Origin of the sequence: Cryobacterium fucosi (assembly GCF_004403515.1) — a bacterium.
GTDB classification, from domain to species: Bacteria; Actinomycetota; Actinomycetes; order Actinomycetales; family Microbacteriaceae; genus Cryobacterium; species Cryobacterium fucosi.
Genome location: NZ_SOHH01000011.1, coordinates 1 through 21,366, shown reverse-complemented (window position 1 = coordinate 21,366; position 21,366 = coordinate 1). Strand labels below are relative to the sequence as shown.

The 21,366-nt window shown below is 66.8% G+C and carries 24 protein-coding genes and 1 pseudogene; 12 read left to right on the top strand and 13 right to left on the bottom strand.

Features of this window, described 5'->3' with window-relative positions:
- Window positions 1-22 precede the first annotated feature (22 nt).
- A complete protein-coding gene (gene trhA, locus E3T48_RS00645) occupies window positions 23-724 on the bottom strand; it encodes a PAQR family membrane homeostasis protein TrhA (RefSeq protein WP_134521961.1) in 702 nt (233 codons plus the stop codon).
- Window positions 725-793: 69 nt separating this feature from the next.
- Here trhA and E3T48_RS00640 point away from each other — a divergent pair, with 69 nt between their 5' ends.
- The 3 genes and pseudogenes from E3T48_RS00640 to E3T48_RS00630 all read left to right on the top strand — a co-directional run bounded on the left by E3T48_RS00640 (window position 794) and on the right by E3T48_RS00630 (window position 4,331).
- The gene (locus E3T48_RS00640) at window positions 794-1,579 is read left to right on the top strand and encodes an isoprenyl transferase (protein ID WP_134521960.1); all 786 of its coding nucleotides are present in this window, start codon (window positions 794-796) and stop codon (window positions 1,577-1,579) included.
- Between the two features lie 7 nt (window positions 1,580-1,586).
- Window positions 1,587-2,708, top strand: a complete 1,122-nt coding sequence (locus E3T48_RS00635) for an aminotransferase class V-fold PLP-dependent enzyme (protein ID WP_134521959.1) — start codon at window positions 1,587-1,589, stop codon at window positions 2,706-2,708.
- Between the two features lie 233 nt (window positions 2,709-2,941).
- A pseudogene (locus tag E3T48_RS00630) lies at window positions 2,942-4,331 on the top strand (PhoH family protein).
- 109 nt (window positions 4,332-4,440) lie between these two features.
- On the opposite strand, the gene E3T48_RS00625 reads toward E3T48_RS00630, so the two are convergent.
- The 5 genes from E3T48_RS00625 to xseA all read right to left on the bottom strand — a co-directional run bounded on the left by E3T48_RS00625 (window position 4,441) and on the right by xseA (window position 8,745).
- Window positions 4,441-5,853: a class II fumarate hydratase gene (locus tag E3T48_RS00625; RefSeq protein ID WP_134521968.1), complete on the bottom strand. Its 1,413-nt coding sequence runs from the start codon at window positions 5,851-5,853 to the stop codon at window positions 4,441-4,443.
- An 85-nt stretch (window positions 5,854-5,938) separates the two neighbouring features.
- Entirely contained in the window at window positions 5,939-6,592 is a 654-nt protein-coding gene (locus E3T48_RS00620; RefSeq protein WP_134521958.1) for a carbonic anhydrase, read from the bottom strand.
- Entirely contained in the window at window positions 6,592-7,263 is a 672-nt protein-coding gene (locus E3T48_RS00615; RefSeq protein WP_134521957.1) for a DUF4245 domain-containing protein, read from the bottom strand. The genes E3T48_RS00620 and E3T48_RS00615 overlap by 1 nt, the downstream gene beginning before the upstream one ends.
- The gene (locus tag E3T48_RS00610; protein ID WP_134521956.1) at window positions 7,260-7,502 is read right to left on the bottom strand and encodes an exodeoxyribonuclease VII small subunit; all 243 of its coding nucleotides are present in this window, start codon (window positions 7,500-7,502) and stop codon (window positions 7,260-7,262) included. Before E3T48_RS00610 ends, E3T48_RS00615 begins: the two co-directional genes overlap by 4 nt.
- Window position 7,503: 1 nt before the next feature.
- Window positions 7,504-8,745 carry an exodeoxyribonuclease VII large subunit gene (gene xseA, locus E3T48_RS00605; protein ID WP_134521955.1) on the bottom strand — a complete coding sequence of 414 codons (1,242 nt, stop codon included), beginning with the start codon at window positions 8,743-8,745 and terminating at the stop codon, window positions 7,504-7,506.
- 88 nt (window positions 8,746-8,833) lie between these two features.
- Between xseA and E3T48_RS00600 the strand changes: the two genes are divergently transcribed.
- Window positions 8,834-9,871 (top strand): 4-hydroxy-3-methylbut-2-enyl diphosphate reductase, encoded by a 1,038-nt coding sequence (locus E3T48_RS00600; protein ID WP_134521967.1) that lies wholly within the window; start codon window positions 8,834-8,836, stop codon window positions 9,869-9,871.
- Between the two features lie 207 nt (window positions 9,872-10,078).
- Here E3T48_RS00600 and E3T48_RS00595 read toward each other — a convergent pair whose 3' ends face one another.
- Together E3T48_RS00595 and fbaA are read right to left on the bottom strand one after the other, a co-directional pair.
- Complete coding sequence (locus E3T48_RS00595; protein ID WP_134521954.1) at window positions 10,079-10,633, bottom strand: DUF6264 family protein; 555 nt, start codon at window positions 10,631-10,633, stop codon at window positions 10,079-10,081.
- Between the two features lie 14 nt (window positions 10,634-10,647).
- Window positions 10,648-11,673: a class II fructose-bisphosphate aldolase gene (gene fbaA, locus E3T48_RS00590; protein WP_134521953.1), complete on the bottom strand. Its 1,026-nt coding sequence runs from the start codon at window positions 11,671-11,673 to the stop codon at window positions 10,648-10,650.
- Between the two features lie 244 nt (window positions 11,674-11,917).
- Between fbaA and glpX the strand changes: the two genes are divergently transcribed.
- Window positions 11,918-12,850: a class II fructose-bisphosphatase gene (gene glpX, locus E3T48_RS00585; protein ID WP_134521966.1), complete on the top strand. Its 933-nt coding sequence runs from the start codon at window positions 11,918-11,920 to the stop codon at window positions 12,848-12,850.
- A gap of 168 nt (window positions 12,851-13,018) precedes the next feature.
- On the opposite strand, the gene E3T48_RS00580 is transcribed toward glpX, so the two are convergent.
- Window positions 13,019-14,377 carry a DNA recombination protein RmuC gene (locus E3T48_RS00580; protein WP_134521952.1) on the bottom strand — a complete coding sequence of 453 codons (1,359 nt, stop codon included), beginning with the start codon at window positions 14,375-14,377 and terminating at the stop codon, window positions 13,019-13,021.
- 122 nt (window positions 14,378-14,499) lie between these two features.
- A complete protein-coding gene (locus E3T48_RS00575) occupies window positions 14,500-15,123 on the bottom strand; it encodes an exonuclease domain-containing protein (RefSeq protein ID WP_134521951.1) in 624 nt (207 codons plus the stop codon).
- 85 nt (window positions 15,124-15,208) lie between these two features.
- Here E3T48_RS00575 and ychF point away from each other — a divergent pair, with 85 nt between their 5' ends.
- Window positions 15,209-16,297, top strand: a complete 1,089-nt coding sequence (gene ychF / locus E3T48_RS00570; protein ID WP_134521950.1) for a redox-regulated ATPase YchF — start codon at window positions 15,209-15,211, stop codon at window positions 16,295-16,297.
- A 201-nt stretch (window positions 16,298-16,498) separates the two neighbouring features.
- Complete coding sequence (locus tag E3T48_RS16580; RefSeq protein WP_166789579.1) at window positions 16,499-16,699, top strand: hypothetical protein; 201 nt, start codon at window positions 16,499-16,501, stop codon at window positions 16,697-16,699.
- Between the two features lie 96 nt (window positions 16,700-16,795).
- Here E3T48_RS16580 and E3T48_RS00565 read toward each other — a convergent pair whose 3' ends face one another.
- On the bottom strand, window positions 16,796-18,106 hold the full coding sequence (locus E3T48_RS00565; protein ID WP_134521949.1) for a HipA domain-containing protein: 1,311 nt from the start codon (window positions 18,104-18,106) through the stop codon (window positions 16,796-16,798).
- Complete coding sequence (locus E3T48_RS00560) at window positions 18,103-18,588, bottom strand: helix-turn-helix domain-containing protein (RefSeq protein ID WP_134521948.1); 486 nt, start codon at window positions 18,586-18,588, stop codon at window positions 18,103-18,105. Before E3T48_RS00560 ends, E3T48_RS00565 begins: the two co-directional genes overlap by 4 nt.
- Before the next feature lie 199 nt (window positions 18,589-18,787).
- Between E3T48_RS00560 and E3T48_RS17075 the strand changes: the two genes are divergently transcribed.
- From E3T48_RS17075 to E3T48_RS00545, 3 genes are read left to right on the top strand one after another with little or no spacing between them, the layout of a single operon-like run.
- A complete protein-coding gene (locus E3T48_RS17075; RefSeq protein WP_241986480.1) occupies window positions 18,788-19,081 on the top strand; it encodes a DUF4177 domain-containing protein in 294 nt (97 codons plus the stop codon).
- Between the two features lie 59 nt (window positions 19,082-19,140).
- Window positions 19,141-19,344, top strand: coding sequence for an antitoxin MazE family protein (locus tag E3T48_RS00550; protein ID WP_134521947.1), 204 nt, complete (start codon window positions 19,141-19,143; stop codon window positions 19,342-19,344).
- Window positions 19,332-19,667 carry a type II toxin-antitoxin system PemK/MazF family toxin gene (locus tag E3T48_RS00545; RefSeq protein ID WP_338145212.1) on the top strand — a complete coding sequence of 112 codons (336 nt, stop codon included), beginning with the start codon at window positions 19,332-19,334 and terminating at the stop codon, window positions 19,665-19,667. The genes E3T48_RS00550 and E3T48_RS00545 overlap by 13 nt, the downstream gene beginning before the upstream one ends.
- A gap of 201 nt (window positions 19,668-19,868) precedes the next feature.
- On the opposite strand, the gene E3T48_RS00540 is transcribed toward E3T48_RS00545, so the two are convergent.
- Window positions 19,869-20,210 (bottom strand): hypothetical protein, encoded by a 342-nt coding sequence (locus E3T48_RS00540; RefSeq protein WP_134521945.1) that lies wholly within the window; start codon window positions 20,208-20,210, stop codon window positions 19,869-19,871.
- Window positions 20,211-20,421: 211 nt separating this feature from the next.
- Here E3T48_RS00540 and E3T48_RS16575 point away from each other — a divergent pair, with 211 nt between their 5' ends.
- On the top strand, window positions 20,422-20,598 hold the full coding sequence (locus E3T48_RS16575) for a hypothetical protein (protein WP_166789578.1): 177 nt from the start codon (window positions 20,422-20,424) through the stop codon (window positions 20,596-20,598).
- Window positions 20,599-20,841: 243 nt separating this feature from the next.
- The gene (locus E3T48_RS00535) at window positions 20,842-21,273 is read left to right on the top strand and encodes a hypothetical protein (RefSeq protein WP_134521944.1); all 432 of its coding nucleotides are present in this window, start codon (window positions 20,842-20,844) and stop codon (window positions 21,271-21,273) included.
- The last annotated feature ends 93 nt before the right edge of the window (window positions 21,274-21,366 follow it).

Here is a 21,366-nt window from a genome sequence, read left to right as displayed (position 1 = left end):
CCGGTCAGTAGACGCCGCCCCGTCAGGGGTAGAGCGGGTGGGTGGCGATGATCAGGATCGCGACCCCGTGGCAGAGGAACGCCACCACGGTCAGGCTGTGGAAGATCTCGTGGAACCCGAACACACCCGGCACCGGGTTGGGCCTCTTCAGCCCGTAGACCACGGCCCCGACCGAGTAGCACAGGCCGCCGATCATGATCAGGGTCATCATCGCCGCGTTCGCCTGGAAGAAGTCGACGATGAACATGAGCGCGCCCCAGCCGAGGGCCAGGTAGAGCGGAACGTACAGCCAGCGCGGCGCGTGGATCCAGAACACGCGGAAGGCGATCCCCAGGATCGCGCCGCCCCAGACCAGCGACAACAGCAGGATCGACTTGGCCGGCGGCAGCGCCAGCACCGCGATCGGCGTGTACGAGCCGGCGATCAGCAGGAAGATGTTGGCGTGATCGATGCGCTTGAGCACGAGCCGGGTCATCGGCTTCCAGCTGAACCGGTGGTACAGAGCCGAGTTGCCGAAGAGGAGCATCGAGCTCAGCACGAAGACGAACGAGCTCCACTTCGCCGCGTCTCCGTCGGCGAGCACGAGCAGGATGATTCCCGCCACGATCGTGACCGGGAACGTGCCGGCGTGGATCCAGCCCCGCCAGGTTGGTTTGGCGTCATCCGTGTGCGGAGTGTCCTTCTCCAGCAGCGGCAGGTTGGGGATGTCGTCCTCGTTGGCCATGCAGCCAGAATACGACAGGGCTCATGCCCGGTGCGGCACGCGAGCTCCAATCTGGGCTACCGTGAACGTGTGCAGAAGCGGCAGGTTCCCTGGGCGCGCGGCATCCTTTACGGGGTGTACCAGCGTCGCCTTCGTCGCGGGCTGACGCCTGATGTGCTGCCGGACCACGTGGCCATGATCATCGACGGGAATCGGCGCTGGGCCCGGCAGCTCGGCTTCGATTCGGCCGCCCACGGGCACCGGGCCGGGGCCGCCAAGATGCGTGAGTTCCTCAAGTGGTGCGACGACCTGGGCATCTCGGTGGTCACTCTCTACCTGCTCTCCTCGGACAACCTGACCAACCGGGGGAGCGAAGAACTCTCCGAACTGACCAAGATCATTGCCAAACTCGCCGAAGAGCTCTCCCGCTACCGGGACTGGCGGGTGCAGCAGGTCGGATCCAAGGCCGGACTGCCCGACGCCCTCGTTGCGGCGCTCAACGCCGCGGAGGCGCGGACCGCCCGGAAGAAGGGCCTGCACATCAATCTCGCCGTCGGCTACGGCGGCCGCACGGAGATCACCGACGCGATGCGCAGCATCGTGGGCGCGCACCTCGAGAACGGCGGCACGCTCGCCGACCTTGCCGAGACGCTCACCCCCGACCTGATCGGCGCGCACCTGTACACCGGCGGCCAGCCTGACCCCGACCTGGTCATCCGCACCTCCGGGGAGCAGCGGATCAGTGACTTCATGCTCTGGCAGAGCGCACACAGCGAGTTCTACTTCGTCGAGGCCCTCGGGCCGGATCTCCGCCAGGTGGACTTCCTGCGCGCCCTCCGCGACTTCGCCAAACGCCAGCGCCGATTCGGCGGGTAGGAGACCGATGGGCGCCATCCACCGTTTCGCGGAGGGCTTCCTCGAGGAGCCCGGCTACCTCGACTATGCCCGGGTCGGGCCGATGTCCGCAGCCGTCGTCGCCGAGACCCTCGGCCAGACCGAGGTGCTCTCCCGCGCCCGCTACGGCAGCCTCGACCACCTGCGGGAGCAGGACGACCGGCTGCGCACCGCGGTCGCGCACGCCACGGGCTTCCGCGCCGACCAGGTGGTCTGCGAGCCCAACACGAGCACCGGGATCATGCAGGCCATGTTCGGCCTGACCGGGGCGGTCCTCCTGTCGCCGAACGACTTCCCCACCGTTCCGTTCGCGGCCGTCCGGGCGGCCGAGGCCCTGCGGGTGGTCGAGCCGCTCTGGCTGGCGACCGAGCACGGCAGGGTCACGCCCGGCGAGATCAGGGAGCAGCTCACCCCCGCCACCGTCGCGGTCGCGGTCTGTCTGGTCGACTCCCGCACGGGCCACCGGGCCGACCTTGACGGCATCCGCCAGGTCATCGGAGACCGCCTTCTCATCGTCGACGCCATCCAGGGCTTCGGGGTCGTCGACGCTCCATACGAGGTGGCGGATGTCGTTGCCTCCGGTGGTCAGAAATGGACCAGGGCAGGCTGGGGCACCGGGTTCCTCGCCCTGAGCGACCGGGCGGTGGAACGCCTTGTGCCCGTCTTCTCCGGCTTCGCCGGCACCGACACCGCGGAGCCGTGGGACGAGGTGCTTCCGCCGAGTCGGAGCGCCAACGCATTCCGGGTGAGCAATGGTGACGCGATCGCCCAGGCGCGGTTCGCCGCCGCCCTCGACGACATCGCCAGGGTCGGAATCGGCAGCATCGAGGCCGCGGTCGCCATGAACGTGTCGGAATTGATCGACCTGGCCGACGAGTTCGCCATCCCGGTGGTGTCCTCACGCGACGAGCGGGAACGTGCGGGCATCGTCGTGCTCGAACCGCCCAAAGCCCAGCTGACCGTGCTGACCGCGGCGCTGCACAACCACGGGCTGACGGCCACCACCCGGGCGGGCACGGTGCGTCTCTGCGCCCATGCCGTGCTCTCGGTCGACACCGTCGACATGCTCCGCGGCGCCTTCACGTCGTATGCCACCGCGGCAATCTACTGATCGGCGTTCCCGTGCGGGGCGCCGCCGGCCGGGTGGCGGATTGATTAACGTCTCATATCGATGGGCGTGTCGGACTTCCCCTGGACGCGTTCGGAAAGTAGCGTCACATCCATCAGGTATAGCGCCTGGTCGAGACGGCCACATAAGTACGGCTCGAGACCTTAGTGGCCAGCTCGCAAACACAATCCGCGCCTTTCGAGGCCGGGGTGGGAGTGGTTGTGACCGCTAATCAGATCGACCAAAAAGGTTCGCACCGAAGCGTCAACGGGGCCGACCAAGCCGAGTGCACCTACGTGCTTGACACCTCAGTTCTCCTGTCCGATCCCAAGGCGATCTTCCGCTTCGCGGAGCACGCGGTCGTGCTTCCCGTCGTCGTGATCGCGGAACTCGAGTCCAAGCGCAACGACCCGGAGATCGGGTACTTCGCCCGCCAGGCCCTGCGGCTCCTCGACGAGTTGCGGGTCAAGCACGAACGGCTCGACTTCCCGATCCCGGTCGGCGAGGGCGGCAGCCTGCGGGTGGAACTGAACCATTCCAACATGTCGGTGCTCCCGTCCGGTCTGCAGCTCGGCGACAACGACTCGCGCATCCTGGCCGTGGCGATGAACCTCGCCAACGACGGACTCAACGTGACCGTCGTCTCCAAGGACCTCCCGCTGCGAGTCAAGGCGGCATCGATCGGTCTCCTCGCCGACGAGTACCGGCACGAACTCGCGGTCGACTCCGGCTGGACGGGCATGGACGAGATCACCCTCGGCTCCAACCAGATCAACGAGCTCTACGAGAACGAGGTCATGCACACCCGGCTCGTGCAGGACATGCCCGTCAACACTGGCCTGGTCATCCACTCCGACCGCGGCTCCGCCCTCGGCCGGGTCACCGGCAAGGGCGAGATGAAGCTCGTGCGCGGCGACCGGGACGTCTTCGGGCTGAAGGGCCGTTCGGCCGAGCAGCGCCTGGCCATCGACCTGCTGCTCGACCCGGAAATCGGCATCCTGTCGCTCGGGGGGCGAGCCGGTACGGGGAAGTCGGCGCTCGCCCTGTGCGCCGGCCTCGAGGCCGTGCTGGAGCGCCAGCAGCACCGCAAGATCATGGTCTTTCGACCGCTCTACGCGGTCGGCGGGCAGGAACTGGGCTACCTTCCCGGTGACGCGAACGAGAAGATGAGCCCGTGGGCCCAGGCGGTCTTCGACACGCTCGGGGCCATCGTCTCGCAGAATGTGCTCGAGGAGGTCCTCGACCGCGGCATCCTCGAGGTGCTGCCGCTCACGCACATCCGCGGCCGCTCGTTGCACGACGCGTTCGTCATCGTGGACGAGGCGCAGTCACTCGAGCGGAACGTGCTGCTCACGGTGCTCAGCCGGATCGGGCAGAACTCCCGCGTCGTGCTCACCCACGACGTCGCCCAGCGGGACAACCTCCGGGTCGGCCGCTTCGACGGGGTGGCCTCCGTGATCGAGACGTTGAAGGGGCATCCGCTCTTCGCNCTTCGACGGGGTGGCCTCCGTGATCGAGACGTTGAAGGGGCATCCGCTCTTCGCGCACATGACGCTCACCCGTTCGGAGCGCAGCGCGATCGCCGCGCTCGTCACCGAAATGCTCGAGGGCAACGACCCCGCCTAGCCGGTCTCGGTGGTCGAGCCTGTCGAGACCCCGCAACCATGCGAGGTCTCGACAGGCTCGACCACCGGGCGCTCGACCACAGTCTCCGTCGAATTTGACAGTAGGGCGGCTACCTGGCCTGCGGCGGGCGGGTCATGCTGAGCACGTCGAGCGCGGTGTCGAGCTGCTCAAGGGTGACCTCGCCGCGGTCGACGAAGCCGAGGTCGATGACCGACTCGCGCACCGTCATACCCTGCGCCACCGAGTGCTTGGCGACCTTCGCCGCGGCCTCGTAGCCGATCACCCGGTTCAGCGGGGTGACGATCGCGGGAGACGACTCGGCCAGGGCGCGGGCGCGCTCGAGGTTCGCGGTGAGGCCGTCGATGGTCTTGTCGGCGAGCACGCGGGTCGCGTTGGAGAGCAGGCGGATCGACTCGAGCAGCGCCGTGCCCATCACGGGGATGGCCACGTTGAGCTCGAAGGAACCGGACGCGCCGGACCACGCGATGGTGGCGTCGTTGCCGATCACCCGCGAGCAGACCATGAGCACGGCTTCGGGGATGACCGGGTTCACCTTGCCCGGCATGATCGAGGAGCCGGGCTGCAGGTCGGGGATCTGCAGCTCGCCGATGCCCGTGTTCGGCCCGGAGCCCATCCAGCGCAGGTCGTTGCAGACCTTGGTGAGGCTGACCGCGATGGTGCGGAGGGCTCCGGATGCGTCGACCAGGCCGTCACGGTTCGCCTGGGCCTCGAAATGGTCGCGGGCCTCGGTCACGGGCAGCTCGGTCTCTTCGACGAGCAGCTCGATCACGAGCTGCGGGAACCCGGCCGGCGTGTTGATGCCGGTGCCGACCGCGGTTCCGCCGAGCGGAACCTCGGCGACGCGGGGGAGCGCGGTGCGGACGCGCTCGATGCCGAGTCTCATCTGACGTGCGTAGCCGCCGAACTCCTGGCCGAGGGTGACGGGGGTGGCGTCCATCAGGTGGGTGCGACCGGCCTTCACGGCGCCGGCCCAGAGCACGGCCTTCTCCTCGAGGGCGACGGCGAGGTGGTCGAGCGACGGAATGAGGTCGTCGATCAGGGCGCTGGTCACCGCGATGTGCACCGAGGTGGGGAAGACATCGTTGGAGGACTGGGACGCGTTCACGTGGTCGTTGGGGTGCACCGGGCGACCCAGGCTGCGCGTGGCGAGGGTGGCGAGCACCTCGTTCATGTTCATGTTCGACGACGTGCCGCTGCCGGTCTGGTACACGTCGATCGGGAACTCGTCGTCGTACCGGCCGGTGATGACCTCGTCGGCGGCGGCGGCGATCGCGTTGGCGATTTCCTCGTCGAGCACCCCGAGACGGGCGTTGGCCAGGGCGGCGGACTTCTTGATCCGGGCGAGGGCGGCGATCTGCGCGGGTTCCAGCACGGAGCCCGAGATCGGGAAGTTCTCGACGGCGCGCTGGGTCTGGGCGCCGTAGAGAGCGGTCGCGGGAACCCACACCTCGCCCATCGTGTCGTGTTCGATCCGGAAGCCGGCTTCAACGGTCTTGTCCACCACGGTGTGTATTACCTTTCGATTGTGAGACGGGGAGCTGGGAAAACTGGTCGCGGCGCAGCCACGCGCGGCTGGATCGACCGGATCAGACCACGCCGACGACGATGTCGGGCACGGCCCGGCCCTCGAGCAGCCGGTAGTTCGCCCCGACGATAGCCAATGTACCTTCTGCGACGGCGGTGCTGATCATCTCCGAACGCTCGAGGAGCTCGGCGACCGTGTCGCGCAGGTGTTCCCGGCCGACGGCAATGGCGTCGACGGTGTTCGGGTCGATCGGCGCCGCATCCGGTGCCCCGCTCACCCGGCGCACCGCCGGCACGATCTTCTCGATGATCTTCGCGATGTGCACGGGCAACGGCTGGGCGTCCGGCGCCTGGGAGTCGATGGCGGCGCGCACGGCGCCGCAGCCGTCGTGGCCGAGCACGAGGATGAGCGGCACCCGCAGCACCGCCACGGCGTACTCGAGCGAGCCGAGAACGGAATCCGAGACGACCTGGCCGGCGTTGCGCACCACGAACAGGTCGCCGAGTCCCTTGTCGAAGATGATCTCCGCGGCCAGGCGCGAGTCGCTGCAACCGAAGAGCGCCGCGTCGGGGGTCTGCACGAACGCGATCTCGGCCCGGCGGTCCACGTCCTGTCGCGGATGCCTCGGCTCGCCGTTCACGAATCGCTCGTTACCGCGCTGGAGCTCGTTCCAGACCCTCGCCGGCGTGGATGCGCTGTCGTCGTTCCCGGTCATCACTGTCCTCCGTTGGTGTTGGTGTTGGTGTTGGCGCTGATCTGTCCGGCCAGTACCCCCGCGAGCTCGGCGAATTCGGCCTCAGGGGCCGTTCCGACGAGCAGGTAGGCGCTCGTTCCGGCCTCCGTGACGAGGGCGTAGTCGAAGTTGCCGCGGTCGTTCTCCGGGGCCGTGTTGCGGTAGACGTCCCAGGTCACGTCGTCGATGGTGACGGTGTCGGTGGCCGGGGCGTTCTCCAGCTGCGCGGCGACCCAGGACGGGTTCGCGCCGAGACCCTGGGTGAGCGCGATGAACTCGTTGGCCGGGGTGAGCAGGCCGATGTACCAGGACGGGATCTTGTCGGAGCCGCCGAGGCGCCACTGCGCCGCGTTGGCCCTCCAGTCGGCGGGGAGATCCGGCACCAGCAGCGGCTCGTCTATCCCGGTCTGCACCTGCGCGGCCACCGTGGCGAAGTCGACCGGTCGGTCCAGCGGGGCTTCGCTGCGGGGCACGAGCAGCACGATCACGATCACTGCGCCGACGGTCACCAGCAGCGACAGCACCAGGTTGTTCACGGTCTTCCGCGCCCGATAGGTGCGGGAATTCTCGGCCAGTCTGCTCCTGGTTTCCTCGGCGGTCTCCGGGCGGCCGAGTTCGGCGACGACGCGGGGTGCGCGTTTGGCGGCGCTCATCCGGCGGATGCGGCGGAGTCGGCCTGGCCGGCGCGCGCCGCGTCCAGCCTCGCTTTCGCGCCGATCAGCCACTCCTCGCAGCGACGGGCCAGCGCTTCGCCGCGCTCCCAGAGCGCGAGCGACTCCTCCAGGGTCGAGGATCCCTGTTCGAGGGCGTTCACCACGCGCACGAGTTCGTCCCTGGCCTGTTCGTAGCTCAGCGCGGAAAGGTCGTCTGCGGGCGAGGTCATGGCATCCATTCTATTTCGACGCGATCAGGTCGGCGGTGTCGGCTGTGCCGTCGTCGGCGGTGGCCGGCACTGTGCCGTCGGCGAGGGTGATCAGGAGTTTCGTGGCGGCCGGGGCCTGGTCGGGGCGGCGCAGAACGTGGCCGTCGGGGAGCTGCACGATGGCGTAGCCACGGTCGAGCGTGCCCTGGGGCGACAGGGCGCGCAGCCGGGAGCGCAGGTCGACGATGGCCGCGCCTGCCCGCTCAACCACCCGGTCGACGAGTTCGGTGCCGCGGGCGACGTAGCGGGTGAGGTCCTCGGCGCGGGAGTCGATGATCCACTCCCGGGAACTGAGCACGGGGCGGGAACGGAGCTGGCCGATCCGGTCGATTTCGGTGGCGATGATGCCCGTCAGGCGGGTGCTGATCCGGGCGCGGGACTGTTGCACCCGGTTGAGCTCGTCGGAGACATCGGGCACCACGCGCTTGGCGGCATCCGTCGGCGTCGACGCGCGCAGGTCTGCGACGTCGTCGAGCAGCGGCCGGTCGGCCTCGTGGCCGATCGCGCTGACCAGCGGCGTCGCGCAGGCCGCGGCCGCTCGGAGCACCTTCTCGTCGCTGAAGCCGAGCAGGTTCTGGAAGTCGCCCCCGCCGCGGGCCACGATGATGACATCGACCTCAGGGTCGGCGTCGAGGGCCTGGATGGCCGCGGTCACCTCGTTCACCATCCGGTCGCCCTGCATCGCGGCGTAGGCGATGCGGAAGTTCACGGCCGGCCAGCGCAGCTGGGCGTTCCGGATCACGTCCTTCTCCGCGTCGGAGTCCTTGCCGGTGACCAGGCCGATGCAGTGGGGGAGGAAGGGAAGTGGCACCTTGCGGGAGGCGTCGAACAGGCCCTCCCCGGCCAGTTGCTTGCGCAGCCGTTCGAGCCGCTCGAGCATGTCGCCCAGGCCGACATGGCGCAGCTCGAATACCTGCATCGTGAGCGTGCCGCCCTTGATCCAGTAGTTCGGTTTGACGAGGGCGATCACCCGGTCGCCCTGCTTGAACTCGTCGGTGAGCCTGGCCTTCACGGACGACCAGACGGTGAAGCCGACGGTGGCGTCCTCGGTGAGGTCCTTGAGCTTGCCGTAGACGTTTCCGCCGCTGACGCCCCACTGGGTGATTTCGCCCTCGACCCAGGCGGTGCCGAGCCGTTCGATGTACCCGCGGATCTTGTTCGCAAGCAGTGCGACCGGCCATGGGGTTTCGACGGTGGGGGGTGCATCCTGCATCAATCGTTCCTCCCACAGCGCTCCAGCGCGGCACGCTTAGACTGGCAGCGTGACTATTCGTACGGATTCGCCCGTAATCGGCCTGGGCATGCCACGTATCCCGAGCGCACGCAACAGGCTCAAGGATACCCCCGTCAACGGAGCGAAGCGGGTGCTGCTGGCCGCCCCGCGCGGCTACTGCGCCGGCGTGGACCGAGCCGTGATCGCCGTGGAGAAGGCCCTCGACCTGTACGGCGCGCCCGTGTACGTGCGCAAGCAGATCGTGCACAACGTGCACGTCGTCTCCGAACTGGAGACGAAGGGCGCCATCTTCGTCGAGGAGGTCGACGAGGTGCCGACCGGCTCGCACATCGTTTTCAGCGCCCACGGCGTCTCGCCTGCGGTCGTCAACGCCGCCGCCGACCGGGGGCTGCTCGCGATCGACGCGACCTGCCCGCTGGTGACCAAGGTGCATCGCGAGGCCGTGCGCTTCGCCAGGGACGACTTCGAAATCCTTCTGATCGGCCATGAGGGCCATGAAGAGGTCGAGGGCACCGCGGGCGAGGCCCCGGAGCACACGACCCTTGTCGGCAGCCCCGACGAGGCCGACACCATCCAGGTGCGCAACCCGGAGAAGGTCGTCTGGCTGTCGCAGACCACCCTCAGCGTGGACGAGACCATGGAAACCGTGCGCCGCCTGCGGGCACGCTTCCCCCTGCTGCAGGACCCGCCGAGCGACGACATCTGTTACGCCACCCAGAACCGGCAGGTGGCGATCAAGAAGATCGCCGAGGACTCCGACCTCGTCATCGTGGTCGGTTCGGCGAACTCGTCCAACTCGGTGCGCCTGGTCGAGGTGGCGCTGGAATACGGCGCGCGGGCCGCGTACCGGGTCGACTACGCCAGCGAGGTCAGGCAGGAGTGGCTCGACGGTGTGGTCACCGTCGGGGTGACGAGCGGGGCATCCGTGCCGGAGGAACTCGTGCACGAGCTGCTCGCGGCGCTCGAGGATGCCGGCTACGGCAACGTCGAGGAGGTCAAGACGGCCGAGGAAGACCTGCTGTTCTCGCTGCCGAAGGAGCTGCGCAAGGATCTCGCCGGCAACAAGGACGCGCGTGCGCTCGGCGGCCGGGTCACCCGCATTTAGTGGCGCGTGACCGGTGACTTCCGACATGTCCGCGGATCCGATCCGTCTCCGGTTTGCACGGCTGTCTGCCGGGCACGGGAGTGCTTGAGCGATTGGGTTTCGCACCCGACGGTTTGGTCGATTACGACGGAGTGCGGTTTCAGAGGTTCAGGCTGCGGGTCGCCGCACCGACGCCCGGAGACGCCCCCGGCCCATAGGAATGGATGCCTACGGCTGGCTGTAGAAATTGAGCAGCGTCGGGTCGGTGGCCAGGATGACCGACATGAACACGAAGATCACGACGAAGGCGACGACGGCTCCGATCAGCGGCACGTAGAACGCGCGCTTGCCGCGGACGAGCAGAAGAATCGCGCCGACCGCGGAGGCGAGCCAGACGACGGCCTCCGTGAAGCTCCCGGCGGTGATCAGCCCGGCCACCGAGGCGGCGGGGGTATAGTCCCCGAGGTCCTGCTGCGTGTAGAGCATCTGCACGGCTTCGGGGAGGGCTCCGAGTACTCCGATGGCGAAGAAGGTGGCCAGGAGCCCGAAGACGAGCAGGGCGAGGGTCAGCGGCCGGTCCCAGGCAGGCACGACGCCGCTGGGCTGGGCCGCGGACTGGTTCGGACCGGACGTGGTCGGGGTTGCCGACGGAACCGTCGGTGCGACGGCGTCGGGGGCCGGAGTCCAGCTCCAGCCCTCCGGCGCCAGTTCGCCGTATTGCGGGCGCGGCCGGGAATCCTCCGGCGGGTTCCCCGCTGGTGTGGACAGAGGATTCTCGGCCATCGTCATCCCGGGTGCTAGCTGTTGGAGTGGCCGGCGGAGCCGAGCTGGCGGGTGGCCTCGGCGACGCGGGCGGCCATGGCCGTCTCGGCAACCTTGCCCCAGGCGCGCGGGTCGTAGACCTTCTTGTTGCCGACTTCGCCGTCAACCTTGAGCACGCTGTCGTAGTTGCCGAGCATGTAGCCGGCGACGGCGCGCGTGAACGCGTACTGGGTGTCGGTGTCGATGTTCATCTTCACGACGCCGTTGGCAACGGCCTCGGCGATCTCGGCGTCGGTCGAGCCCGATCCGCCGTGGAAGACCAGGTCGAGCGGCTTGGGGCCGGTGCCGAACTTGGCGGCGACGCCATCCTGGATCTCCTTGAGCAGTTCCGGGCGCAGCTTGACGTTGCCGGGCTTGTAGACCCCGTGCACGTTGCCGAAGGTGAGCGCGGCCATGTAGCGGCCGTTCTCGCCCATGCCGAGGGCGTCGATCATGGCGAGGGCGTCGTCGAGGGTCGTGTACAGGTTCTCGTTGATGTCGCCCTCGACGCCGTCCTCTTCGCCGCCGACGGCGCCGATTTCAACCTCGAGGATCGCGTTGATGGCCTTGGTGCGCTTGAGGATGTCCTGGGCGATTTCCAGGTTCTCGCCGAGCGCGATGGCGGAGCCGTCCCACATGTGCGACTGGAAGATCGGGTTGCGGCCGGCCTTGACCTCTTCTTCGGAGGCGGTGATCAGCGGCAGGACGAAGTCCTCGAGGGCGCCTTTGGGGCAGTGGTCCGTGTGGAGGGCAACGGTAACGGGGTAATTGTCGGCGACGGACTGCACGAAGTGCGCCATCGCGAGCGCACCGGATGCGCGGTTCTTGACCGTGTGGCCGGCGAAGTAATCTGCGCCACCGGTGGTGACCTGGATGATGCCGTCCGAGCCGGCCTCGGTCAGGCCCTGTAGCACGGCGTTAATGCTCTGTGAGGACGAAACGTTGAACGCGGGATACGCGAACCCATTCGTCTTGGCCTTGTTGAGCATCTCTGCATACTGGTCGGGGGTTGCGATGGGCATTGTTGTGTCTCCTCGGTAGAACCGTTTCGGTCCTTCAATACTACCGAGGGAGGGTCGCCGGGCGGACAAGACCCTGAGGCAGGATCGCGATCACCGGGCGCTAGGCTGAAGTCGGCAGCGCTGGTCGACCAGCGCCGGCCCAAAGACGGGTCACGCCACTGCCGCACTCTTCGTCCGGGAAGGACCATCTGTGAACAGCCCCGAAATCGCCCCCAATTTCACCCATCCCGACCGAAACCTGGCCATGGAGCTGGTGCGTGCGACCGAGGCGGCCGCGATTCGCGCGGTTCCGTTCATCGGTCGCGGCGACAAGAACGCCGCAGACAAGGCGGCCGTCGATGCCATGCGAGTGTTCCTCGGCACCGTCAACTTCGATGGCCTCATCGTCATCGGCGAGGGCGAAAAAGACGAAGCCCCGATGCTCTTCAACGGCGAGCGGGTCGGCAACGGACGCGGCCCGGCCTGCGACATCGCCGTCGACCCGATCGACGGCACGAGCCTCACCGCGGCCGGACGCCAGAACGCGCTCTCCGTCATCGCGGTCTCCTCCCGCGGCACCATGCTCGACGCGTCATCCGTGTTCTACATGGACAAGATCGTCACCGGCGGCGCCGGCCGCGGGGTCGTCAGCCTCGATGCGCCGATCGGCGACAACATCCGCGAGCTCTCGAAGAAGACCGGCAAGCCGGTCGGCGAGATGGTCCTCGCCGTGCTCGACCGGCCGCGCCACGCCGGCCTGATCGACGAAATCCGCAGCGCCGGCGCCGGCACCCGGCTGATGAGCGACGGCGACGTCGCCGGCGGTATCAACGCGGCCCGCTGGGAGACGCGCATCGACATGTGCGTCGGCATCGGCGGCAGCCCCGAGGGCATCACCACCGCGTGCGCGCTGAAGGCCATCGGCGGCTACATGCAGGGGCGCCTCGCGCCGAAGGACGACGCGGAGCGTGCGGGCGGCATCGCGGCCGGACTCGACATCGACAAGCTGCTCGAGCTGGACGACATGGTCAGCGGCGACAACACGTTCTTCGTGGCGACCGGTGTGACGGATGGCGGACTCGTCGACGGCGTGCGCCGCCAGGGCCCGATCATCCGCACCGAGAGCATCGTGCTGCGCTCGAAGTCAGGCACCACCCGTCGCGTGATCGCGGAGCACCTCGCCTCGAAGTGGCTCTAGGCTCCGGTTCCCGGCGGCCCGCCTTCCGGCTGTCACCCTGAAACGACGAGAGACGCCGCGCGAGCGGCGACTCTCGTCGTTGACCGGCAGCGTCTCGTTGACCGGCAGCGTCTCGTTGACCGGCGTCGTCTTGTTGGCCGGCAGCGCGGGCCGTGAACGGCCGTATCGTCAGCGGACATCGCCTGCCCGGGCCGCGTCCAGCTCGGCGGCATCCAGTTCCGCCGCTTCCAGCTCGGCCACGAACTCCCAGGCCGCCAGCTCCCGGGTGCTCTCCTCGACGGCGGCCAGCGGAGCCAGCACCTTCGACTCGTCGAGGGCGTTGAGCTTGCGAGCGGTCGGCAGCACCTGGCGTTCCATCGATCCCACGAAACCGTTGTAGTCCTTGACCGTGCGCTCAATCGACCTGCCCAGCTTCTCGATGTGCGTCGCCGTGGTCGACAGCCGGCCGTAGAGCTCCCGGCTGAGATCGAAGAGCACCTTCGCGTCGTGGGTGAGCACGTCTTGTTGCCAGGTGAACGCGACCGTCTTCAGAACCGACCACAGAGTGACGGGCGAGGCCAGGGCGACCCGCTTGGAGAAGGCGAACTCCATGATGGACGGGTCGGCCTCCAGGGCGCTCGACACGAGGGATTCGCTGGGAATGAACGCGATCACGATTTCGGGGGAGGCCTCGAGGCCCTGCCAGTAGGCCTTGCCGCCCAACGCCGTGATGTGGTCGCGCACCGCCCTGACGTGCGCCCCCAGGAGCGCCGTGCGGCGGGCACCCTCTGCTCCGGTCGCCGTGGCGGGAATCTGGCTCGCCTCCAGGAACGCGGTGAACGGCACCTTGGCGTCGACCGCGATGTTCTTGCCGCCGGGCAGGTGCACGACCATGTCGGGGCGACCGGCCCCGGCATCGGAGGTGATGCTCGACTGCACATCGAAATCGACGCGCTCGATGAGACCGGCGGCCTCGACCACGCTGCGCAGCTGGGTCTCGCCCCACACTCCTCTGGTGCTGTTGGCGCGCAGGGCGGACGCCAGGGATTCCGCTGTGCTGCGCAGCCGTTCCTCCGATTCGGTGGCGCTGCGCAGCTGCTGGCTGAGTTCGCCGTGCTGCACACTGCGCTGGGCCTCCAGCTCGGAGACCTTCTTCTGCATGTCGGAGAGGCTTTCCCGCACGGGTGCGAGGGCCTGCAGGACCTTGCTTTCCCGCTGCTCACGTTCGGTGCGGGCTGCGGCCTCGTCGCGCTGGCGGTCGTCGAACTCGCGTGCCCGGCGCTGCGCGTCGCCGAGTTGCTCGCGGAGCGCATCCGTCGTGGCCTGCACCGACGCGAGCTCCTCCCGCAGGATGGCCGACACGCCGGCTTCGGCGGAGCGCAACTCGGCCAGCGCCACCTGGTGCCGCGCCTCGAGAACGGCGGGGTCTTCGGCCGGGGTGTCGGTGCTCGCCGCCGGTCCGCGACGCTGCAGGAGGACGAGCGCGCAGAGGGCGCCGAGCAGCACGCCGAGGGCGATGCCGAGAAGGAGTGCGAGCCAGGGATCCATACCCCTACTCTGCCAGCGGCCACCGACATCGCCGGGAATCCCCGGCATGCCGCGTGCCGAGCACGGTTCCCGACGAGCGCGCACCCTTCAGCGCGGAGCCGTGCTCCCAGGAGGGTCCCGCGCTACGGCTGGTTGAGGGCCATCGGGCCGTGCGTGGACGCCATCTCCGTGGTGGCGACCGGGCCGATGGCCCCGATCTTGACTCCGGAGATGCGCGCCAGCTCTTCGAGGGTGTCGGCGTCGTGCCGCCCAGCCGCGTGGACCATGATCGCGGCGCAGGCCTCGGCGTCGGCGAGGGCGTCGTGGTGCGCGAACCCCGCGAACCCGGCGGCCATCGCGGCGACGGGGAGCCGGTAGGAATCGAGCTGGTAGGTGCGCCGGGCAACCTGGAGGCTGCAGACGTAGGTGAAGTCGGGAACGGCGAGGCCGGCGACCGTGGACGACGTCTTGATGACGCCGAGGTCGAAGCCGGCATTGTGGGCGACAAGGTGATCGCCGTCGGCGAACGCGACCAGGTCGGGGAGCTGCTCGGCCCAGGTGGCCGCACCGACGACATCCGTGGGACGGATGCCGTGGATCTTGATGTTCCACTCGAGGAACGAGTCGTGCCCGGGCGCGGGCTGGATGAACCAGCCGACCCGGTCGACCACACGCCCGTCCCGAACCTTCACCAGCCCGACCGAACAGGCCGAAGCGCCCGAAGAGTTGGCGGTCTCGAAGTCGATGGCGGTGAAATTGACTGGCACCCCCTCATGCTCTCACGGGCCGCCGACACGTCCTCCCCTCGGCGCCAGAGCGCGGCACCGGGCCCAGCCGGTACGATGGACTCTCGTGGCTCTTACTATTGCAATCGTCGGACTGCCCAATGTCGGCAAGTCCACCCTCTTCAACGCGTTGACCAAGAACAACGTGCTCGCGGCGAATTATCCGTTCGCCACGATCGAGCCCAACGTGGGCATCGTGAACCTGCCGGACTCCCGGCTGGCGGCGCTCGCGTCGATCTTCGGCAGCGAACGGCTGCTGCCGGCCCCCGTGTCGTTCGTCGACATCGCGGGCATCGTGCGCGGCGCGAGCGAGGGAGAAGGGCTCGGCAACAAGTTCCTCGCCAACATCCGTGAGGCCGACGCGATCGCGCAGGTCATCCGCGGCTTCGCGGACCCCGACGTGGTGCACGTGGACGGTGCCGTCAACCCCGCCGGCGACATGGAGACCATCAACACCGAGCTCATCCTCGCCGACCTGCAGACCCTCGAGAAGGCCATCACGCGCTTCGAGAAAGAAGTCAAGGGCCGCAAGATGCCCGCGATCGTGCTCGAGACCGCACTCAAGGCCCAGGCCGTGCTCGACGCAGGCCAGCCCCTCTCATCCGCCACGCTCGACATCGAGCCGATCCGGGAACTCGGCCTGCTCACCGCCAAGCCCTTCATCTACGTGTTCAACGTCGACGAAGACGTGCTGCAGGATGCCGAGAAGCTCGCCGTGCTGGCCGCGCTCGTGGCCCCGGCCAACGCCGTGTTCCTCGACGCCAAGCTCGAGTCGGAGCTCAGCGAGCTCGACGCCGAGGACGCCGCCGAGATGCTCGCCTCCACCGGCCAGGCCGAGAGCGGCCTCGACCAGCTCGCCCGGATCGGGTTCGACACCCTCGGCCTGCAGACCTACCTGACCGCCGGACCGAAGGAAACCCGCGCCTGGACGATCCGAAAGGGCTGGACCGCCCCGCAGGCCGCCGGCGTCATCCACACCGACTTCCAGAAGGGCTTCATCAAGGCCGAAGTCTTCTCCTTCGAGGACCTGGTCTCCGCCGGATCGATCGCCGAGGCCCGCTCGAAGGGCAAGGCCCGGATCGAGGGCAAGGAATACGTCATGCAGGACGGCGACGTCGTGGAGTTCCGCTTCCAAGCAACATCTGGCCAGAAGTAGGCCTGGGGAGACCATGCGGGCGCCGGTACCGAGCGGCTTCGTGGCCGAAGCCAGCGCTCAGTACTTCTTGGGGGTCGGGCTCGACGCCGTTCCGACGGTAGGCATCCGCCTCAATAAATAACTTGAGGGATTGCTTAATCAAGATGTTGACTATTTCCTCATCATCGTTCGAGATGGCTACGTGGGTCAACGACTGACGTGGTGATCGCCGGAACGACAGCAAGCGTGCACATGGAGGTGCAGGTCGACGGCATTGCTGTTTACCGGATTTCGAAGGAAGCAATGCCGCAGGTCTTTAAACGCCCTTTCACGAATGCTGGCAATCCGTATGTGGGTCTCAACAATGTTGCTGCTGCAATCGATGACCTTCGGCCGTACCGAGTGGGCAGTCCGCGGTCGTAGTGGGGCCGAATCGTGTTTGGAGGGCTAGGAAGACAGCCGGCATCGAACGCACGGTCCGCAGCGGCTGTTCATTTTGCTTGCAGGCCCAGCGGCGAATTAAACGTGCACGGGCCTGTGAAGTTGATGCTCCGCCTGTCCTGCGCGCACGAGCAGCCGCTCGAGCAACAGCTCGATGGTGGGTGTCTGATGCTCGGCGGGGAGGCTGGCTACGACCGCAGTGAACACAGTTGGCGCGGTTGCGGCGAGCAGGCGCGCCCAGTCGAGGAACCCTTCCGCGTCGAGGCCGGCGTCGCGCGCGACCGCCTTCCACTCGAACGGGCCCATGTCCCCAGCCTCGTAGGAGCCGGAGATATTCATCGACATTACTGTCTTGTCGAACGCGGTCAGCAGGTCGCGCGGCCGGTCGCCGCGGGGCTTCACATACGGGAGCAGCGAGGAGACGTCGTACATGTCTGTGAGAGTGGAGATCTCCGGGGTGAGGTCCAGGGAATAGTTCTTTGCGTGCGCGTCGGTGTTCAGCACCAGCCATGAAAAGGCCAGAGACTTCGCGAACCGTTCCTTGGCGGCTGCGGCGGTTGCGCGGGGAAGACGGTCGAGCAGGGCGAGGATCCGCCTATAGTTGGGACCCCCGTCTTTCTCGTACTTCCGGAGCCTCGGCACACCGAGCGCCTGAGCCATATCCTCCTGGTGGATCCGCCGGACGGGGCCGCTGATGCGTTGCTCACGGTCGAACCGCTTCACCACGAGCGAGTGCTCGTCCGCGAACTTCGTGATCGCCGTCTCCGCGGCAGGGAAGCCGAGCAGGTACATAGAGGCCATCGTCACGTGCTCGACGATCTCGCCGTCGACCATCCCGGTGACCTTCGGCTTGAAGATGTGGGTGGACGGGTGGATGCCGGTCGAGTCGTACCAGCGCCCGTCGCGGAATGCGAGCGCGAACTTGCCCTGCGCGCCGCCGAGGGAGAAGTACCCGTTGCCTGCTTCCGCCGCTGTGGGGACGGGAAGGTTATCGCGGATCGCGCGGATGCGGACGGCGATCTCCTCGTCGGATACCGCGGCGAACGATCCGTCCGTGCGGGGTGCGGTGCCGGCGGGGTAGAACTCGAGCGCGCCAGCGACGTCGGCGCCGTGCGCGGCGAGCAGGTGGAACGGGTCGGCATTGGAGAGCCCGCCCTGCCTGGCCCATTCTTCGCGGACGGCGGCGCTGTCGGGAAGTAGGTTGTCGAGGAAGTCGAAGACGGTGCGGCCGGTGTGCGTCCGCTCGGTCTTCGGCAGCGAGTGGGAGATGGCGGGGCCGGCGGATTCCACCCACGCTTCGTTGTAGACCAGGCGGTACCGTTCCCTGCTGAGGTACTCGAGGATGGCGGCGTGCTCGCCGAGCAGGTGTACGTCAAGACGGTCGTTCATCGGGACTCTTCGGCATCCGGGCTGGGCAGGGCAGGCAGGTCTTTCGATAGCGGGTCGATCCGGTCGAGTTGGAGGCCCTGCATCGCCTGACTGTAGGCGGGGTCGAAGGTGAGCTTCTCGAGAGCTGCGCGCGCGGTCGACGAGATACCAGCGCCTCTGATCGCACGCTGGACGCTGTCGGCCATGGCGCCGGCCATGTTCGCGTTGATCTGTGCGACAGTTCTCATGATCGAGTCCGCAGCGTAGGAGGCTAGGTCGGGCATGACGGTCGGCTGCGGTGCGCGGACGTCGACATTCAGGTCGAGCTCACGAAGAACGAGCAGCACCTTCGACAGGCTCACGTCCGCTTTCGCGGACTCGAAACGCGAGAGCCATTGGCGGGTGACGCCGGTGCGATCGGCGAGATCGTTTTGAGAGAGGTTCAAGTCGAGCCGGCGCTGGCGCGCGACACGCCCGATGTCCTCGGGCCACGGTGTCTTCATCGGAGCTTCTCCTCTCTGGAACGAATGCGTTCTACGCTTCGGATGGAACGAACGAATTACATCCTAGCAATGGAAGCTTTGCGTAACATCGACTCTGTGGAACATTTGCGTTACGTGGCCACCATACTTAAGCGGCGCTCGTGACCTGTCATCAGCTCATCCTGGTTGAAAGGCGGCGGTTTAGCTCATCGCGAGGAATGTGGAATCCACTGATTACGCTCCGATTTGCGGGGCGGTGGAAGGTGAAGCGCAGATGACGGCAAATGGCATGTACGTAGTGATTCAGATCGTTCACAAGGAGAAGTTCTTGGGCACGGGCTCCGGCAATCTCACGGAGCTGGAGAACACGATTAATGCCCAGGCCGCGCTCGGCTATCGGCTGCACACGATTGCAACCGCGGCGTCGGGCAGTAAGAGCTTCGGGCGGCGAGACGGGTTCCTGGCTCTCGGCTTGGACAGGAACCAGCGTGTTGCCGAGTCGGACGCTGACTGAGTTTCTTGGTGAGCGTCTCCTCCCTGGTGCGCCGAAGCCGTTACATGTAACATCGCTGCATGGCTGTGAGGGATCGCGTCGGCAAGCATCGGGACCGCATGCGGGAGCAGGGTTTCCGTCTCCTTCAGGTGTGGGTGCCCGATGTAAGGTCCGAGCACTTCGCAGCCGAAGCATGCCGACAGTCGGTTGCCGTGGCATCCGCTGATCGTGGCGGTGACGAGCAGTCGTTCATCGAGGCCGTTTCTGCCCCGTGGGACGAGTGAACCGCGGCGAGATCTGGTCTGTCGCCGGAGGGGTCCACGCCTCAAAGCCTCGGCCGGCGGTGATCCTCCAGGACGACCTCTTCGACGGTACCGACTCCGTCACGGTCTGTCCGTTGACCACGACGGATGTCGCTGCGCCCCTGTTGCGGATGCAGCTTCCCGCCGACGGGATCACCGGGCTCGATGCCGTCAGCTTTGTGATGGTCGACAAGATCACGACCGTGCGCCGCATGAGCGTCTCCCAGCGCATCGGTCGGCTTTCGGCAGCGCAACTCGTTGAACTCGAGCGGCTCGTGATGGTATTCCTCGGGCTGGCCGACTGAGCGATTTGGTGCGTGTGATGTCTTTCCGTGCGGCAATCCGGTGGAGTTCCGCTTCAACGTGTAGTCGCGTTCAGTTCCAACGGGTGGTGGTCAAGCGGATCAGACATCGCCCAGGAGATCGCGGCGGCATAGGCGCATCTGATCTCGTTGGGCCCTTCGGTGTGGGCTCAGAAATCGCACTGCCGACGACGTCTGCGCTCCTTAGGTGCGGTCTCTGAACCAGTTGAGGATGCCTCGAGCGTCCTTAACCTCACGGCTGGAGCTCCCGTTCTGCCCATCATCGTCCTTGTACTCGTAGTCCTCGCGAATGCCGATGTTATCCGTGAAGGTGTCGGTGACCGTCTCTTGACGTGTGTACTTTCCGTCAGAGCTCCATCCATTACGGCTCGTAGTCCGGGTTTCCGTGCGCCCCTTGTAGTCTTCGTCGTACTTGTCGACAAAGTCCCGCAAGAAGGTCGTTTCGTCGTTCGTTAGGCGTGCATTGGACACGTCAATATGCTCGCCAATGTGGTCACGGATCTTTTTCTTCTCGTGCTGGTCCATGGTGACTCCTTGACTATGTTTGGCGGGCACTAGTTCAGTAGGCCAGCCGCGTTCGGCCGCGATGACGCTTCGCCGGTGTAGATCAGACAATACACATGCGTCTGGTGAGCGCTCCACTGCGGCGGTCTCGAATGAGTCGGGTCTTCCTCTGTGTTCCGTCCAATGAGGGGCACGCCCGGTGAAGCAGACACTGGGGGGTACGCTTCTGGGCATGGAGATCGACTACCAGGCTGTCCTATGGCAGTCGTTCGGGATCGCCGCCGGGCTGTTCTGGCAGATGATTCTCGACAACCCTTGGCTGGGAGTGATGCTCGGGGCGATGCTTCTGGCGGGCTCGATCCTTCGGCCGGCCCCACGTCGACGCCGGACGCTGACGAAGCCGGGTTGAGCAACGACGACCCTGCTCCTTGACGGCAGTATGTGCCGAGTCATCGTGCCAGCCACCGCGTCGAAAGTGATCCTGATTACTTTCCCCGACAGGCGTGTCGGCGAGCCGTTCAGTTTACAAGCCGCACATGGCATGGAAGCGCAACAGTAAGATTCGCAGTGCAACTGTTCTTGTTGTCCACTTGTAGCACCGCCGCGAGATGGCGAGAGATGGTTTGGGCGTGACGGACTTCGGAGGAAGCCAATGGAAGTCGAGACGCTTACTGAGCAACTCTTGTTCGTGACGGTGCGCATCACCACGCTCACGAGTGACGGACGGGCCGGAAGTGGGACCGGCTTCCTTCTCTCGGAAGAACGTGCCGACGGCGGCACCGCGCTTCTAGTCGTGACGAACAAGCACGTGATTGAAGGCGCCTCAACGGTGACGATGCACTTCTTGGCGGCGTCATCCATCAATTCTCCAGAGCTCGGTCTGGAGCGGACTCTGACAGCTACACCGGACCTATTTGTCGGTCATTTGGACCCGGAGATCGATGTCGCCATGATCGGTGTTGGCGGTGCGCTCCAGCAACTTGCAGACGCTGGGACTCCTGCGTTCTACCGATCGGTCTCAACCTCGATGTGCGCGACGAAGCAAGTCCTCCAGGATTTTGAGCCAATCGAGCCGGTTTGTTAACGCCGACCGAAAACAGGGCCACTTCTGCCAACTGAAAACAGGGCCACTGTAGTGCGTTCTTAGTGTGCCGTAGTTGCGGCGGATTGGTGTTGC